A 14,423-nucleotide genomic window follows, 5' to 3' on the forward strand; every position below is an offset into this window, starting at 1 on the left:
AATTATTAAAAGAAAAGAGATGGCTAAAAGTGTATCAACGAGCAACTTTTGGTTTTTTGATTCCATATTACTATTAAGTTAAACAGTAAAAGCCGCAGGTTAGCTTATGATTGAATATTTTAGAAACGGAGGCGCAACGTTATTATTATAGTGTATTTACCTAAAATATAGAGGTAACTTAAATTTTATAAAACCTAAAGCACACAAGAGTGTTATTTGATTTTAATTGAGATTTACTAAAATTAAAGTAATTATGTGAGATGGCCCGGCATGACAACCGGGTTATCTTTTTTAGTGCTCCCTTTAATGCTTATGAAACGGCTGCTCAAAAAACTCGTCCACCTTCCTATTAAACTCATCGGCATGTTCAACCAATGTGCCATGGCCTGAGTTGGGCAGGATCCATAAATAAGATTTTGAGATATTCTCAGCTATATTAACGGTATGCGTTGTTACAATGAGATCATGGTCGCCGGCAATAATAAGCGAAGGGCATTTTATAGCTTTTAGTGCCGATAGCTTAATATTAGGCTCTTTGTAGTCAAGCATAAAGATTTTCCTGTCGTTTTTTTCTTTAGCAGTCACAAAATGGTAATCCTTTTTATCGGCATATTCTTTTTCCATATCCTTCCATAATGAAGGGATCAGGGCAGTTGAATCGGGCCAAAGGTTAGCACCTGTAGAGGCCAGCTTAATTACTTTTTCAGGGTGCCTCATGGCCAGCACCAGAGCATTGATACCACCGTCACTCCAGCCTATCACATAAGCCGAATCAATATGCATTACATCAAGCAAAGCAGCAAAATCATCGGCCATCATTTCAAAAGTAAGTGAATCGCGCGGATAGGTGGATTTGCCGTGTGCCCGGCTGTCAACAGCAATAACTTTATACTTTTTAGCAAAATAGGGTATGTTTTTTTCAAAAGCATTGATGCTGCCTCCGTTGCCGTGTATCATTAATAATGGCTTGCCTTTGCCATAAACTTCGGTATACAGCTTAATCCCTCTAACATCATAATATTTACCCGCAGCAGCGTTATCTCCATACACCACACCTTTTTGCTGACTGCAAGCCATAAACGCCTGGCATACCAATACAATTAATAACAACTTTTTTAACATCATGATTGTACCTGTTTAAGTTCATTAAATATACATACATAATGCACAGTTTAAACAGTCGTTGCACAAGCGCTGTAATTAATTTTTAGATAGCGCTGTAAATCAAACAAGTATTATATTTGCACGCTTTAACAGAAGTGTTTTTTAAACCATACAGTAAAAACAATATCATACCTATAACTATTATAGAATGAAATGATTATAAACCTGTATACATATATTGTTCATGCCTGCCACCTTTCCTAAAAAAGTTAAAATACTTGCCCCCCTGGTTTCCTTATTATGCATGCTTTTTACCACTGTGTGTTATGGGCAGCAAAGCACAGCGGCAGCGCCCAATCGGTTTAAATTTAAAACTGTTATTATCGATGCAGGTCACGGAGGTAAAGATCCCGGATCGCACGGCGCTTATTCCAAGGAAAAAAACGTTTCATTAAGTATCGCCAAAAAACTGCGGGATGCCATAAATGACGAAATGAGCGGTATTAAGGTAGTAATGACGCGTAGTACCGATGTTTTTATTGAGTTGCATAAGCGCACTGATATCGCTAACGATAATCACGGCAATTTATTTATCTCCATCCACTGCAACTCATCCCCACAACGCAAAGGATCATCCCGGGGAACATTACTACTTGTTTATGGCTTTCACCGCAGCCAGGAGCAGCGCGAAGCCCTGCGTGAAAATGCTTCTATATTTATCGAAAAAGACTACAAGGAAAAATATAATGGCTACGGCGATGATGCTGCAGTGAATACCATAGTACTCAATGCATTTCAGCAAAAATACCGTAAGCAAAGCATTCAATTTGGTGATTTGATCGACAACCAATTTCGTAAAACAAATGGCAGGCACAGTTTAGGAGTAAAAGAACAGGGTGTTTTGGTGTTGGCGCAAAGCGGCATGCCTGCTGTGCTGGTTGAAACCGGTTTTATTAATAATCCGTCAGACGAAGAATACCTGAATTCGGCCAGTGGGCAAAACGAAATTGTTCGATCAATTCTTACAGCACTAAAACAATACCGTAATAATTTAGAAGGGAATTAACGGAACCCGCTGTAACTGGTCTTACAGAATCAACACTTTTAGATAGCACGCTTTTTTTTGATATTTATTATTGTTATTCAAATATTTATTTCAGTACCATTATAAAAATTCTACTTTAACGAGCATTTATAGCTTATATTATCGATCTGAATTCAAATAAAAAATTATTTTATAAATATTATTAAAAACCTTTTTGGGGCAAAATATCTCTTGTGTTTTTCCGTTTCAATGACTCAATAAAACCAAAACACTAACACAAATGAAAAAAATCCTTGTCCTAATCCCTGCATTTTTACTGGCTTTTCAAATCTCAAAAGCCCAAACCGAAAAAGGTTCACAAACACTGGGTATCGATCTGCAATTTATGTATCAGAAATCGACGCAAAACGTTTTTCAGGCAGTCCCCAACCCTTATGAATCTGAAGTTAAAAATACAAATTTCAGTATCGGTCCTAACTATAGTTATTTTATAGCAGATAAACTTGATATTGGAATAAATGTTAATTACGCTCATACCTCTCAGGACAGTAAAAACAGTACTTATCCCAACAACGCAACCTCGCACCAATATGGAGCAACACTCTTTCTGAGGAAATATTTTATGTTTGGAGATAAGTTAGGGCTTCGCGCGGGGCCGTATGTTGGCTACAGTCGCTACGATTTCAAATCAATCGATACAAGTACTCCAACTAAAAATGACAATTATTCAGCAGGAGCAACTATGGGCATTGTTTACTACCCTGCAAAAAAACTTGGCTTAGCCGCCACATTGGCTAATTTCTCTTACAATCACAGCAAAATCAAAGACGATGGCAGCCAGATTGGAACCACCAATAACGTTAATTTTAATATAATCAACAATGGTTTGTTACTCTCTGTATTTTATATATTTGGCGGCAAATAAGCACTAAATATAAGGGCAGGACGATAAGAAACAAACTATTGCCCTGCCCTTGTTTTATTTTACCCGGTGAATGATAAACCCATTGTGAACAGTTTCCATGCCTATTTTAGGATAATATTCCATGGCTGTTGTGGCCGAAAGCAGCAGAAGCATAGTTTCATCGCCAATAGCTTCTTTGGTGAGTTCAACCAGCTTTTTACCTATCCCCTCTTTTTGATATTCCTTGGTAACTGCCAGATCTGAAAGATAGCAACTGTAGCAAAAATCGGTAAGCGCGCGTGATATACCTACCAGTTTATCGCCGTCCCAGGCACTTACCACCAGGTTGGAGTTTTGATACATCCTGGCAATTCTTTCAGCGTCATGCGTTGGGCGTTTCAATCCGGCCGTATCATAAAGTTCTATCACTTGACCGGCCGATGGTATGGTACCTGTTTTATAAGTTATTTCCATAATGCTATTTAGTATTTTACATATCTATACCAAATGTAAGCGGTGACTGCACTATCTCGATAAGCCAGAAATGAGAAAGCAGGTAGTCCAGCGAATTAAAGAAACAAAGGTTGAACCAAGCTACTAAAACATGTGCTCAGCATGTCACCATTTTTTAAAAATAACAAAAACTGCCAGCACAATGAGCCCGAAACCAACCAGGTGATTCCAGCCCAGTTTTTCGTTTTTGAAGAGCAGGGTTGTAAATATCATAAACACGGTAAGGGTAATGGCTTCCTGGATGGTTTTTAATTCAACCAGGGTAAAAGGACCTCCATTTTCTTTGAAACCGCCTTCATTAGCCGGCACCTGGAACAGGTATTCAAAAAATGCAAGCCCCCAGCTTATAAATATAATGGCTATTAAACTTAGGTTTTTACCCCATTCGTACTCCTTAAACTTCAGGTGCCCATACCAGGCAAATGTCATGAAGGTGTTAGATATAAACAGAAATGTAACTGTACGTAAGCCTTTCATCAATACAAGTTTTTAGTTTAAATACCAATAATTTGAGATTGATAACACCAACAACCGTAAATTGTTATAGCATTGCTTAATACAATCTAAAACTTAAATACCAGTTCGGCACCAAGTGAAAGGGAGTTCCAATTTTGTTTTCCCGATACATCGCCTAAAGTAAGTTTCTGAGAAAAGAAATTATATTTAGATTCGATGCTGATACCTAATTTAGGTGTCACCGGAAATATTATACCTACTTTAGGAGCGTAATACAATGACTGCGACCATTTATCATAAACAAAGGTATTTGCGCCATCAATTTCGTAAGCCACTGCGAAATCAGTAAAATAAAGCCCTAAATTTACACCACCGTACACCCTGAAATTATCAGCTATGTCAATGTTATAAGCTGCACCGGCATAAGTTGAAATTACAGGCATATCCGCGTTGTATGTGTTTACATTTGAATCGCTGCCCTCAACTGTTTCTGAAATAAAGTATTCATGCGGTTTAAAATTTGTATACCCCAAGGTTAAACTTGCTGTAAAAGAGCCTAAAAACCTATAAACACTGGCATTAAAATTAACAGACGGCTTAAAAGTATAATTAAAATTACCTTGAGGTATATCAACGCCTGTACCTGCCGCCACGCCCCATCCATCGCTAAAATTAACGGCTCCGCTACCACCTCCGCCATAGGTTAAGGCCCGGCTTGAATGATGTTGAGCCACAGTAGCATTTGAACAATAAAGTAATATAATTATTAAAAATAGCCTAAAAAAGGTATTTGATTTTTTCATTGGGGGAAAGTACGCCTTGCAGGGGGCGCTTAGATAATTATGTTTAGGAGTCATTTACCGTAAAAATAAGCAAAAAAAAGATAACCGGGAATACTAATTAATTTGATAACAATGTAAAAGCAACAAAAAAGCCCGGATTTAATTAATCCGGGCAATCGTGCATTCAAAATGCTAAGCTGTATTTTGGTTTATAATGATCAATGCGGTTCAACTTTCATTTGTCGAAGCAGAAACCGACAATTTATTATTGCAACTGTGAATCGGGATTATTACCAAACTTCCGTATATAGGCTATCCCTAATGTACATGCAATTATAAAAAGCAATAAAAAGCACTCAATGTAAATATGAAAAGGCGAAATATCTTTAAAACGACCAACTATAAAGGTAGAAACATCAGGCAGCAATAAACCAAATAATGGAAAGCCTGCAAACAGTCTTAAAATTGCTAATTTTTCCATAAAATTTATTTCAGGGGTATAAGTTTAACACAACTAATTTACAACTTTAACGAATAAAAAACAATATTATTTACTAAAAAGCAATTAATAATTTCTTAATGATTAAGAAAGGTTTCTATAATTTGATGGCTTTAGAGTTTATAATAATCTTCTATAGAGCGACCGATTTCCTGTAGCGGAATCAAATGATCGCCAAAACGATGTTCAATAATTTCCCAGTAACCTTTTGTTAACCGGGTTATAGTGTAAAAAGCAGAATAGTTTAATACACTAAAGGTAGCCTGATTAGTAACCGAAGGAATAATTTTATAAGTTCGTTTATTAACTTTTAGTTCAAAGGGTTCCATGGGGGTCAGTTTACACAAAAATATTGTGTAGCATACAGATATGCAAGCTCGGAGCACCCCGTATTTTAACCCATTTTGCACTACGTATTTTTACCCAAAAAAAGGGGTTAAAAAGGCATTGCTTTTATCAACTCAAGCACATTTTGCTTAATTGCAGGGTCATTTTCGATAATCTGCACCAGCTCATTATCATTTGATACAGAAACAATTACAAAATTCTTATCCTGATTCCAGAAATCACCACTTATAACAACTTTACCATTGCTTTTAAGATTATCGTAATACCCCCTTCTATCGGCCAGGCATTGTTGATTATCTGCCGGGTTACCAATTTCTCCAAAAAAGAGCATCACATGATGCGGATCTTTATAGGCTGATGCATGTACCATAAAATACTTATTTCTATTTAGATACCTAATTATTCAATTTGTTAAGCTAAACAAGTAACCTCTGTAAGGATATTACCCGGAGCATTAAAATAAAATCCGTAACCGCCACGTAAAGCGCCCGGAGGATGTGACATATCGATACCACCTTCTTTAAGGCGTTCAAAAACTTCGGCTACCTGTTCATGGCTCTCAACCAAAAAACCGATGTGAAAAGCATCAGGATAACTGTTGTTCCCATTACGATTAAAGGTGTCAGCCATAAGCACCAGGATAAAGCCATCCTCGCCTTCCATTACGGCCAGCATATTATTACCTTTTATATCTGTGCATTTAAAGTTAAAATACTGCTCAAAAAATTTGGCACTGGCAATAACGTCAGTTACAGGCAGGTTAACATGATTAAGCTTAATATTTGCTATAGGCATAATGATCAGGGTTTTAATGCTTTTAATACAAGACCAAGCGTTTGCTCCATCAGTTTATCATTTAGCATAAAACTGCTGTTCACATAGCTGTTACCCTGGTTATGAAACTTAATGAGCTGATAAAGCGGTGCATAAGCTACAGCCCAATAAACTTCAAAAGGCAATGGAATAAGCTGTTTCTTTCCTTCGGCATTACGCATAAATGCACCTAAAATCTCACTGAAGTTAACTGTAAGCATCGCCGTTACCTTTTCATAAAAATGTGTATAACGCATGATTTCAATAAATTCCATATCTAACGGACATTGTATGAAATACTTAAGCCGATTGCGCCATTGCACTCTTAAGCCATCCGCAAAGTCCATATCCGGCGAAAAGTTTTGAAGACTAAAAGCCATCATTTTTTCGGCAACACTAACACAAAGGCTGCTTATAAGCTCTTCCTTATCTTTATGATAAATGTAAATGGTTGCAGGCGATACTCCTGCAGCTTTTGCAAGCTTATTGATCCCGAAGCCATCAAGTCCTTCGGCTACTATCATTTCAATAGCTTTCTGGCGTATTTGCTGCTCCTTATATTCGTCGCGTGGTCTCATTTCCATGCAAATATAAGTGAGCGTTCGTTTATTTAAAATTTATTTCTTTGTTGTCAGTCAAATTTTCATCATAATTTCTTCAAGGACTGAATATATCAGTAAACGGCCATTGGCTACCTTTTTAGGAAAAACATAATAAATCCCCTAATTTATTTTCATCAAAACAATAAATCGGGCCATCTGTTAGCCATGGGATTCTTTAGAAGTATGTGCGATGCGTTTAACAGAAGATTTTTAACGGCTTCGAGGCCAAATTTTACAAATTTCAACCAAAAGAACATTAAATTTATTCAATTGATAAATAAATAATGCCTAACTTAGCAAAATCATATCAAACAATAACAATCATGGAAAAATTGACAATTTTAAGAATGTTTTTCTGCTTCCCGCTGGTTGGTTTACTGGTACCAGATGCAGGTATTTTATTATCTAATTACCCCGGCCACGTTCCATTAATGCATGTTGTGATAGAAACAGCATTATTAGTTTGCATTGCACTTTGCACTGTAGCGATAGCATATGGAAAAAGACGAAATCAGGATCAAACTAACGAAGCTTCTTTTTCATAATTTTTTAAAGAAATACTTTTATCAGATTTGCTAATCTGTTTTAAAAACGGGGTCTTTATGCCCCGTTTTCTCTCATTTTACAGTTTCTGCTGTTCATTTCTTATTACTTTACAACATATTTCATAATGGTATAAGTTTTGCCACAATCAATAATAGTTTTTTATTGATATTTGATAAAACTGTTGACACCTTCATGAAAAAAATTCTATTTCTGCTTTTTTTACCCTTGTACTCACTTGCGCAAACAGCAAGCTCGTATATTCAGCAGGGAAACTCAAAAGCTAATGCCAGGGATTATAAAGGCGCCATACAAGATTTCACACACGCTATAGAACTAAATGCTAAAAACGCCGATGTTTTTTATTACAGAGCAAACGCATATGGTAACATTAAGGAATACAAAGCGGCAATTAACGACTATACGCAGGCTATTACCCTGAAACCCGACTTGACCAATGCTTACCTGTATAAGGCTAATGCCGAGGCCGCAATACAAGATTATCAAACTGCCATCACGGATTTCGACAGGGCTATAACACTTGGGCCCAAAACAGCAGACATGTTCCATTACAGAGGCAATGCCAGGAGCAACCAGGGAGACTATTCAGGTGCTATTGCCGATTTCACAACCGCGCTTCAGTTTACGCCTAATAATGCAGATCTGTATAAATATCGTGGCTTAGCCAAAAACAATAATAACGATTTTACCGGAGCCATTGCCGATTATAATGCTGCAGTTAAACTAAGTCCTAACAGTGCCGAGATCTATCAATATATGGCCGGCAGCAAGGGTAGCATAAATGATTATAATGGAGCTATTGCCGATTATACCAAAACACTTTCACTTAATCCCAATAATGCCGAAGCCTACTTTTACCGCGCTAACACCAGGGCTAAACTAAATGATTTTAAGGGCGCAGTTGATGATTACAAAAAAGCAGCTGCAATAAATCCAAACCTTAAAAATCTTTTGCTTTATATGGCCAACGCTCAAAGCAGTCTTGGCGATACCAATGGAGCGCTTGAGTATTTCAACAAGGCGATAGTGCAATTCCCTCAAAGCGCCAACCTGTATATGTACCGCGGCATTATCAAAAGCGATAAAAAAGACAACCATGGTGCTTTGGAGGATTTTAATAAAGCTATTGCTCTTGACCCTAAAAATGGCGATGCATACCAAAGCCGTTCGTTTTCGAAACTTGCTTTAGGCAATTATGAAGGGGCCAAACTTGATGCCGATTCGGCAATTAAACTAAATCCCAATAGCATAAGTGCTTACGTGAGCCTAAGCAAAGCCAAAATGGCTTTAAAAGATACCGCTGGAGTTATTGCCGATTTAACAAAAGCTATTAGTCTGAACAACAAAAGTGATGAAGCATATCTGTCGCGCGGCGATGCTTATCGGGATTTGGGGATTCCGCTTGCTGCTATTGACGATTACACCAAAGCTATTGCTATAAACCCGGTTTATACTTATGCTTTTTTAAACCGCGCCATTGAAAAAACTAAACTCGGCGATTATGCTGCCGCCGTAAAAGATCTCGAAAAACTGATCAGCATTGCTCCGCAACAACAAAATGGCTATCTGCGATTGGGCAAAATCAATAATTTTTATAAATACACCAATAACGGCGTACAACTATTTACTAAGGCCATCGCACTAAATCCGGCAATTGCCGATTTTTACCTTTACCGCGGCGAAGCAAGAGCCGCTGCCGGGGATACTAAAGGAGCCTTGACCGATTATAACACAGGAATACTCAAAGCCCCTAAAAACATCACATTATTGCTAAAGCGTGGCTTAGCCAAAGCAGATGCCGAAGATAACAATGGCGCTATCGCCGATTTCAGCAGCGCCCTTAAAATTGATTCACTATCAGACTCAACAGCACTGGTGTGGCAGGCAAGAGGTTTTGTAAAAGCCAAACTTAAAAACTATAAAGGCGCCCTTACTGATCTTGACCATGCAGTATCAATTTACTCAAACGACGAAACATTTTTAATAAGAGGCGATACTAAAATGGCTATGAAGGATTATGCAGGCGCTGCCGATGATTATCATAATGCCATTTATATGAATGATGCCAACATAAAAGCCTATTCGCACAGTGGCATTGCCAAAAGTTATATCGGCGACGCCCAGGGCGTAAAGGATGACTTTGCTGCCGTGTTTAAAATCTCACCAAACAACCCTGATCTATACATTGACAGAGCTATTGCCAAAATAAATTTGAAGGACCCCAACGGTGCCATTTTGGATTGCAATACTGCTATAAACCTCGATGCTAAAAACAGCCGGGCTTACTTACAAAGAGGACTTGCTAAAATAACTATAGATGATAAAACAGGCGGTTGTGCTGATATGAATAAAGCTTTAAGTATGGGCTCAAAAGAAGCATCCGACCAAATATCAAAATATTGTAAATAATTATAACTTTTCATTTACAATACCCGTATAATAATAAGTAACTATTAACTGATCTATACAAAACGAAGCCCCGAAAGGGGCTTTTACATTTAGCCGTTTTTTTATATCAGCTATACGGCCTTCTTATCCCCTATGTGTAATTGTTCACGAAGTTCCTTCATTTCTATTTCGTAGGCGCGCATACGGGCTTGTAAAATATCAACCTCGGTACGCATCATCTGTATTTCGGTAATAAGCTTAGCCGATTCGGGTTTGTTGATCATTTTTTCGCCGGTACCAAGAATAAGCCATTCGGGCGAATATTTAAGCTGAAAACAAAGCTTCCGGATAAGATAATAGCTAATATCCTGCTTTTTGTTAATCACCTTACTAATAAAACCCTGGTCAACGCCAATAGCTCCGGCAAGCCCTAACTGGCCGCCATGCTCTTTCACAACAACCTTTAACCGTTTTATAATAGCTTCGTCAGACATAAGTGACTGCAATAATAATCATTTTGTTTATCCATGCAATATATAATTGCTTTATTAAACAAGCACCAAAACAAAAAAGGTCAAATGCCCCAACAGCAAATGACCTCAAAGTAAAACTAACCAACAAAAACTATATATGACAATAAAAATAAGCTTAGGTTAAAAGCAATAACTATTTACGTCCCAACTTGTCAAGCAATTCGCCGAGTTTATTATTGTAAACAGGCAAGCTGATCTTTCCTGTATTATAATCAACGGTTATTTGTTTCAGACTTGCCTCTAATTCTTTGTTATTATGCGCATGAAATGTATCAGCATTAATCTCCGTATTAATCCTGCTTAATTTTTGATCCATGCAGCGCTGCATAAGTAGCGGTTGTACATCGTTTGCATTTTTTAGCAGCGAATTAACCCTACGCCTTTGTTGTTTGTCAAATTCCAAAATAACAAATACCAGCCCCACACCTGCTATCAAAAACAAATAAAAATAATCCATACCCCCTAATATTAAACGTTCATTGTACATTTTAATACGAAGCCTGTAAAATAAGGTTTCATATTATTAAAAACTTTTTCGAATATTTTAAGGCGTAAAAATTACATCGTACACAAATTTTAAAATACACTTAAAAAGCCGACCTTTACATTCACAATCTCTTAACAAAAGGGACACATAAAATTGCGATCATTATGAAACCGGGCGATAAGGTAATTTGTATAAACGACAAAATAGATCCTGAAAAGATGGCTGAAATACAGCAGGACTTTGAGATATGGATCACTAAAGATAAAGAATATACCATACGCGAAATACTGGACAACAATGGTATAGTAACCGGCTTATTATTGGAAGAAGTACACAATTTTCCCAAATTTTTCAAGCTGATAAACCGTTTTCAGGAACCTGCGTTTGCCCAATGGCGTTTCCGAAAACTAAATTATGCAAGCCCTCAGGCAGAAGCTATTGACGAAGAGCTGGTACTTGTTGAACAAAATGAAAAAGAACAACAACAAGTAAAGGTAAAATAGCCCTATGATCATGGCCCACTTATCTTAACTTAAAAAATGCCGACTTGTTAAAATAAGTTAAACATTTTGCCGTAACCTATTCATAAACGGATATTTATAATAACAAAACGCTATCTATAAGTATCCGTTTATGAGAAAGCTACCCGCATTGTTTTCATTAATCACCTCCATTGGTTTGTGGTATGCCTGCACTCAGCACCCGCAAAGCAAAAATGTAAGTGATAAGCCTATAATAAAAATCAATAATCATGTCGTTAATATTGCTTATACCGATATAGGCAAAGGTGATACTACACTGTTATTTGTACATGGCTGGTGCATTAACAAAAGCTACTTTAACGAACAAGCAAAATACTTCGGCAATAAATACCGGGTTATAACTATGGATTTGCCGGGTTATGGCCAATCAGGCAAAAATCGAAATTCCTGGACAGTAAATGATTTTGCCAGCGATGTGACCTCTGTAATAACTACCCTTAAACTAAAAAACGTAATACTTGTTGGCCACTCCATGGCCGGTGAAATAATTGTACAAGCTAAACTCAATGCGCCGCAACAGGTGATAGGACTTGTAGGCATTGATAATTTTAAAGGCTTTGACGGTAAACCCAAAACCGCAAAATCAAAAGCTGATTACGCGGAAGCTATTGCCATGTTAAAAAAGCATTTTAAAGCGGTAGCCACCGCTTATTTTAACCAGGATCTTTTTTATAAAACAACCAGCGCAGCCATCAGAAAACGCATATTAAACGATGTGGCAAATGCTGATAGCGCCATCGCCATAGCAAGTATGGAAGACAACAATTTTAACACGACAGCCAAACTCAAAGCCAGCAAAATAAAACTTCATCTTATTAACAGCGATTACACCCCTAACGATACAATTGGCTTTATTAAAGCAGGTATCCCCTATCAGCTGCTGCAGATACATGCTACCGGGCATTTTCCCATGATTGAAAAACCTGCAGAATTTAACAGGCTTTTGCAACAGGCTATTAATCAAATTTAGTGATATCAAAGCTGCATTCAAGTCAATAAACGGCCTTATTAACTATGTAACAAATTCCAAATGGCATAATACAGATACATTTCAATAATCATAGTCACTCGCAGCTCCCGCCTCTACAAGTTGCGTAAGCAAAGTCTTCAATATAGCTTCCCGGGCCCATTGTTGTTCAAGTACAGATGCGTCGTCCTTATACCATTGCACAGGGGTATTAATTTCGATACGAGCCTTGTAAGCAAAGTTTTTGGTTGGGTGCAATTTAGTTCCTTCGTAGCTATTCAGGTTTTCGGCCTTAATGATACGCGCCATGTCACGTATCCTGATATCTACCTGCAGGCATTCATCAATCGAATTTTTATAATCCTGTTTGTCTTCCAGCCATAAGGTAAGTACTTCATCCGTAAGCTCATGCTCCGCAACTGTGATTCGGCTGTAATCATAATCAACCGATATAATAAGCCACCAAAGTTGACTTTTAAGTTTTTGAGAAATTTTTATCATGATAATTAGTGTATTGATTGCGTATTATTTTAATTGGTCATTTATATTATAAAGGCTGCAAACTGAATTATTGCCGGTTAAAAGCCGGCATCCATCCGGGCAGATATTTTTGAATAGCTGCAATTTCATCTCTATATTTTTCGCACGCAGCCCTGTATCCTTCAAAGCGCTGTAAAACCTCATGTTCATTTACGTTATCCGGGTTGTTGGGATACTTATTATCTACGGCTGATTGCCGGAGCGCCGAAAAAGCTATATACATGGTAATATTATATTGAATTATTTATTGTATTATTTCTTGATTTAAAATTACAGAATACTGTATTTACACAAAAGAATACTCTTTACAAAAGAGGCTCTATATTTTGTTTTATGAATAATTTAACTTACATTAGCCATTATCAACAAAACAAATATACAGAATAATCTTTATTATATTCAAGAAAAATCTTTAATTTATTTTCATCATGGAAGACGAAGTAAAACCAGGCAAAATAAAGACTGTGCGCCCCGAAACATTGGAGTTTATAATACTCTACAATCAACTCAGAGGAAAGGCATTTAATGGCAATGCTCAATTAGCAGAAGCTTTAGGCTTTAATTCTCCAAGCTCAATCACCGAGATAATAAAGAGCAGGCAGAACATAGACCCAGAAAAACTCCGTATTTTTAAAGAAAAATTCAAAGAACACATAAACGGAGATAAAAAACAGAATTTCTCTGAACAAAAAACGGTATCAAAACACAGTGAGGGCATCCCTATGTATGAGATTTCCGCTACAGCTTCGGGGGTTGAGGTATATAATGACATTAATGATTCGCAGCCGGTTGGCCATATGAATTTTCCAGGCATTGAAGATTGCGATTTTGCGCTTCCTGTTTGGGGACACAGTATGTACCCATACCTTGAAAACGGTTGCTGGGTTGCCCTAAAAATAATTCATGATAAAAAAATCCTGCCTGGTGAGGTTTATTACATTGAATGGGGCGACTATCGCATGTATAAACGCCTCCTCGCCGGAGATATTCCAGATGAGGTAATTGCCCATTCAGATAACACTACCGAAATGGTTGGTAACCGGCTCAAATATGCCCCGTTTATTATAAAAGTGGCCGATATTAAAAAACTTTGCCTGGTTAAAGACATCCACAAAAAACACAACCACTAAACTACCTAACGGCTGCAATTTGACATGTCACTTGCAGCCGCCACTATCAGCCTTTATTACAAAACATCTGGCACCTGCAACATTCTTACTACTCTGCAGTTAATATAATAAGGCCATTTGTTAATATCCGCTTATTATTCGGCGCATTTGTTAAACCTTTAAAGATTCAGGCGATCAAATTTAAAGGATCTTAAGCGGGGCTATTT

General features: G+C 37.4%; 20 protein-coding genes. 7 read left to right on the forward strand and 13 right to left on the reverse strand.

Features of this window, described 5'->3' with window-relative positions:
* Positions 1-303 precede the first annotated feature (303 nt).
* A complete protein-coding gene (locus BMX50_RS12350; RefSeq protein WP_208864692.1) occupies positions 304-1,125 on the reverse strand; it encodes an alpha/beta fold hydrolase in 822 nt (273 codons plus the stop codon).
* A 223-nt stretch (positions 1,126-1,348) separates the two neighbouring features.
* Here BMX50_RS12350 and BMX50_RS12355 point away from each other — a divergent pair, with 223 nt between their 5' ends.
* Both BMX50_RS12355 and BMX50_RS12360 read left to right on the forward strand, forming a co-directional pair.
* A complete protein-coding gene (locus BMX50_RS12355; RefSeq protein ID WP_091210825.1) occupies positions 1,349-2,170 on the forward strand; it encodes an N-acetylmuramoyl-L-alanine amidase family protein in 822 nt (273 codons plus the stop codon).
* A gap of 259 nt (positions 2,171-2,429) precedes the next feature.
* Entirely contained in the window at positions 2,430-3,074 is a 645-nt protein-coding gene (locus BMX50_RS12360; RefSeq protein WP_091210826.1) for an outer membrane beta-barrel protein, read from the forward strand.
* 54 nt (positions 3,075-3,128) lie between these two features.
* On the opposite strand, the gene BMX50_RS12365 is transcribed toward BMX50_RS12360, so the two are convergent.
* The 8 genes from BMX50_RS12365 to BMX50_RS12400 all read right to left on the reverse strand — a co-directional run bounded on the left by BMX50_RS12365 (position 3,129) and on the right by BMX50_RS12400 (position 7,048).
* The gene (locus tag BMX50_RS12365; protein WP_091210827.1) at positions 3,129-3,527 is read right to left on the reverse strand and encodes a GNAT family N-acetyltransferase; all 399 of its coding nucleotides are present in this window, start codon (positions 3,525-3,527) and stop codon (positions 3,129-3,131) included.
* 144 nt (positions 3,528-3,671) lie between these two features.
* Complete coding sequence (locus BMX50_RS12370) at positions 3,672-4,043, reverse strand: DMT family protein (RefSeq protein ID WP_091210828.1); 372 nt, start codon at positions 4,041-4,043, stop codon at positions 3,672-3,674.
* An 86-nt stretch (positions 4,044-4,129) separates the two neighbouring features.
* The gene (locus tag BMX50_RS12375; protein WP_143065157.1) at positions 4,130-4,756 is read right to left on the reverse strand and encodes a hypothetical protein; all 627 of its coding nucleotides are present in this window, start codon (positions 4,754-4,756) and stop codon (positions 4,130-4,132) included.
* 313 nt (positions 4,757-5,069) lie between these two features.
* Positions 5,070-5,285 (reverse strand): hypothetical protein, encoded by a 216-nt coding sequence (locus BMX50_RS12380; protein WP_091210830.1) that lies wholly within the window; start codon positions 5,283-5,285, stop codon positions 5,070-5,072.
* Positions 5,286-5,416: 131 nt separating this feature from the next.
* Positions 5,417-5,632 carry a hypothetical protein gene (locus BMX50_RS12385; protein WP_091210831.1) on the reverse strand — a complete coding sequence of 72 codons (216 nt, stop codon included), beginning with the start codon at positions 5,630-5,632 and terminating at the stop codon, positions 5,417-5,419.
* Between the two features lie 107 nt (positions 5,633-5,739).
* The gene (locus tag BMX50_RS12390; protein ID WP_091210832.1) at positions 5,740-6,021 is read right to left on the reverse strand and encodes a YciI family protein; all 282 of its coding nucleotides are present in this window, start codon (positions 6,019-6,021) and stop codon (positions 5,740-5,742) included.
* A 41-nt stretch (positions 6,022-6,062) separates the two neighbouring features.
* A complete protein-coding gene (locus tag BMX50_RS12395; RefSeq protein ID WP_244280957.1) occupies positions 6,063-6,446 on the reverse strand; it encodes a VOC family protein in 384 nt (127 codons plus the stop codon).
* Between the two features lie 5 nt (positions 6,447-6,451).
* Positions 6,452-7,048, reverse strand: a complete 597-nt coding sequence (locus tag BMX50_RS12400; protein ID WP_244280959.1) for a TetR/AcrR family transcriptional regulator — start codon at positions 7,046-7,048, stop codon at positions 6,452-6,454.
* Positions 7,049-7,389: 341 nt separating this feature from the next.
* On the opposite strand from BMX50_RS12400, the gene BMX50_RS12405 reads away from it, so the two are divergent.
* Together BMX50_RS12405 and BMX50_RS12410 are read left to right on the forward strand one after the other, a co-directional pair.
* Positions 7,390-7,611, forward strand: coding sequence for a hypothetical protein (locus BMX50_RS12405; RefSeq protein WP_143065158.1), 222 nt, complete (start codon positions 7,390-7,392; stop codon positions 7,609-7,611).
* Positions 7,612-7,804: 193 nt separating this feature from the next.
* A complete protein-coding gene (locus tag BMX50_RS12410; RefSeq protein ID WP_143065159.1) occupies positions 7,805-10,039 on the forward strand; it encodes a tetratricopeptide repeat protein in 2,235 nt (744 codons plus the stop codon).
* 110 nt (positions 10,040-10,149) lie between these two features.
* Here BMX50_RS12410 and BMX50_RS12415 read toward each other — a convergent pair whose 3' ends face one another.
* Entirely contained in the window at positions 10,150-10,512 is a 363-nt protein-coding gene (locus tag BMX50_RS12415) for a helix-turn-helix domain-containing protein (protein WP_091210835.1), read from the reverse strand.
* A gap of 172 nt (positions 10,513-10,684) precedes the next feature.
* Positions 10,685-11,008: a hypothetical protein gene (locus tag BMX50_RS12420; protein WP_143065160.1), complete on the reverse strand. Its 324-nt coding sequence runs from the start codon at positions 11,006-11,008 to the stop codon at positions 10,685-10,687.
* Positions 11,009-11,202: 194 nt separating this feature from the next.
* On the opposite strand from BMX50_RS12420, the gene BMX50_RS12425 reads away from it, so the two are divergent.
* Both BMX50_RS12425 and BMX50_RS12430 read left to right on the forward strand, forming a co-directional pair.
* Positions 11,203-11,541, forward strand: a complete 339-nt coding sequence (locus tag BMX50_RS12425; RefSeq protein ID WP_091210837.1) for a hypothetical protein — start codon at positions 11,203-11,205, stop codon at positions 11,539-11,541.
* A gap of 130 nt (positions 11,542-11,671) precedes the next feature.
* On the forward strand, positions 11,672-12,550 hold the full coding sequence (locus BMX50_RS12430; RefSeq protein ID WP_091210838.1) for an alpha/beta fold hydrolase: 879 nt from the start codon (positions 11,672-11,674) through the stop codon (positions 12,548-12,550).
* Positions 12,551-12,631: 81 nt separating this feature from the next.
* Here the strand turns inward: BMX50_RS12430 and BMX50_RS12435 are convergent, their stop codons facing one another.
* Positions 12,632-13,048: a hypothetical protein gene (locus BMX50_RS12435; RefSeq protein ID WP_091210839.1), complete on the reverse strand. Its 417-nt coding sequence runs from the start codon at positions 13,046-13,048 to the stop codon at positions 12,632-12,634.
* Positions 13,049-13,115: 67 nt separating this feature from the next.
* The gene (locus BMX50_RS12440) at positions 13,116-13,310 is read right to left on the reverse strand and encodes a hypothetical protein (RefSeq protein WP_091210840.1); all 195 of its coding nucleotides are present in this window, start codon (positions 13,308-13,310) and stop codon (positions 13,116-13,118) included.
* 205 nt (positions 13,311-13,515) lie between these two features.
* Between BMX50_RS12440 and BMX50_RS12445 the strand changes: the two genes are divergently transcribed.
* Positions 13,516-14,217: a S24 family peptidase gene (locus BMX50_RS12445; protein WP_091210841.1), complete on the forward strand. Its 702-nt coding sequence runs from the start codon at positions 13,516-13,518 to the stop codon at positions 14,215-14,217.
* Positions 14,218-14,423 lie beyond the last annotated feature (206 nt).

The organism is Mucilaginibacter gossypiicola, assembly GCF_900110105.1.
GTDB lineage: Bacteria > Bacteroidota > Bacteroidia > Sphingobacteriales > Sphingobacteriaceae > Mucilaginibacter > Mucilaginibacter gossypiicola.

Excerpts from the sequence above, each read along its gene's own strand:
- BMX50_RS12350 (WP_208864692.1), bottom strand. The coding sequence starts at position 1,125 with ATGATGTTAAAAAAGTTGTTATTAATTGTATTGGTATGCCAGGCGTTT.
- BMX50_RS12355 (WP_091210825.1), top strand. The coding sequence starts at position 1,349 with ATGCCTGCCACCTTTCCTAAAAAAGTTAAAATACTTGCCCCCCTGGTT.
- BMX50_RS12360 (WP_091210826.1), top strand. The coding sequence starts at position 2,430 with ATGAAAAAAATCCTTGTCCTAATCCCTGCATTTTTACTGGCTTTTCAA.
- BMX50_RS12365 (WP_091210827.1), bottom strand. The coding sequence starts at position 3,527 with ATGGAAATAACTTATAAAACAGGTACCATACCATCGGCCGGTCAAGTG.
- BMX50_RS12370 (WP_091210828.1), bottom strand. The coding sequence starts at position 4,043 with ATGAAAGGCTTACGTACAGTTACATTTCTGTTTATATCTAACACCTTC.
- BMX50_RS12380 (WP_091210830.1), bottom strand. The coding sequence starts at position 5,285 with ATGGAAAAATTAGCAATTTTAAGACTGTTTGCAGGCTTTCCATTATTT.
- BMX50_RS12385 (WP_091210831.1), bottom strand. The coding sequence starts at position 5,632 with ATGGAACCCTTTGAACTAAAAGTTAATAAACGAACTTATAAAATTATT.
- BMX50_RS12390 (WP_091210832.1), bottom strand. The coding sequence starts at position 6,021 with ATGGTACATGCATCAGCCTATAAAGATCCGCATCATGTGATGCTCTTT.
- BMX50_RS12395 (WP_244280957.1), bottom strand. The coding sequence starts at position 6,446 with ATGCCTATAGCAAATATTAAGCTTAATCATGTTAACCTGCCTGTAACT.
- BMX50_RS12400 (WP_244280959.1), bottom strand. The coding sequence starts at position 7,048 with ATGGAAATGAGACCACGCGACGAATATAAGGAGCAGCAAATACGCCAG.
- BMX50_RS12405 (WP_143065158.1), top strand. The coding sequence starts at position 7,390 with ATGGAAAAATTGACAATTTTAAGAATGTTTTTCTGCTTCCCGCTGGTT.
- BMX50_RS12410 (WP_143065159.1), top strand. The coding sequence starts at position 7,805 with ATGAAAAAAATTCTATTTCTGCTTTTTTTACCCTTGTACTCACTTGCG.
- BMX50_RS12415 (WP_091210835.1), bottom strand. The coding sequence starts at position 10,512 with ATGTCTGACGAAGCTATTATAAAACGGTTAAAGGTTGTTGTGAAAGAG.
- BMX50_RS12420 (WP_143065160.1), bottom strand. The coding sequence starts at position 11,008 with ATGGATTATTTTTATTTGTTTTTGATAGCAGGTGTGGGGCTGGTATTT.
- BMX50_RS12425 (WP_091210837.1), top strand. The coding sequence starts at position 11,203 with ATGAAACCGGGCGATAAGGTAATTTGTATAAACGACAAAATAGATCCT.
- BMX50_RS12430 (WP_091210838.1), top strand. The coding sequence starts at position 11,672 with ATGAGAAAGCTACCCGCATTGTTTTCATTAATCACCTCCATTGGTTTG.
- BMX50_RS12435 (WP_091210839.1), bottom strand. The coding sequence starts at position 13,048 with ATGATAAAAATTTCTCAAAAACTTAAAAGTCAACTTTGGTGGCTTATT.
- BMX50_RS12440 (WP_091210840.1), bottom strand. The coding sequence starts at position 13,310 with ATGTATATAGCTTTTTCGGCGCTCCGGCAATCAGCCGTAGATAATAAG.
- BMX50_RS12445 (WP_091210841.1), top strand. The coding sequence starts at position 13,516 with ATGGAAGACGAAGTAAAACCAGGCAAAATAAAGACTGTGCGCCCCGAA.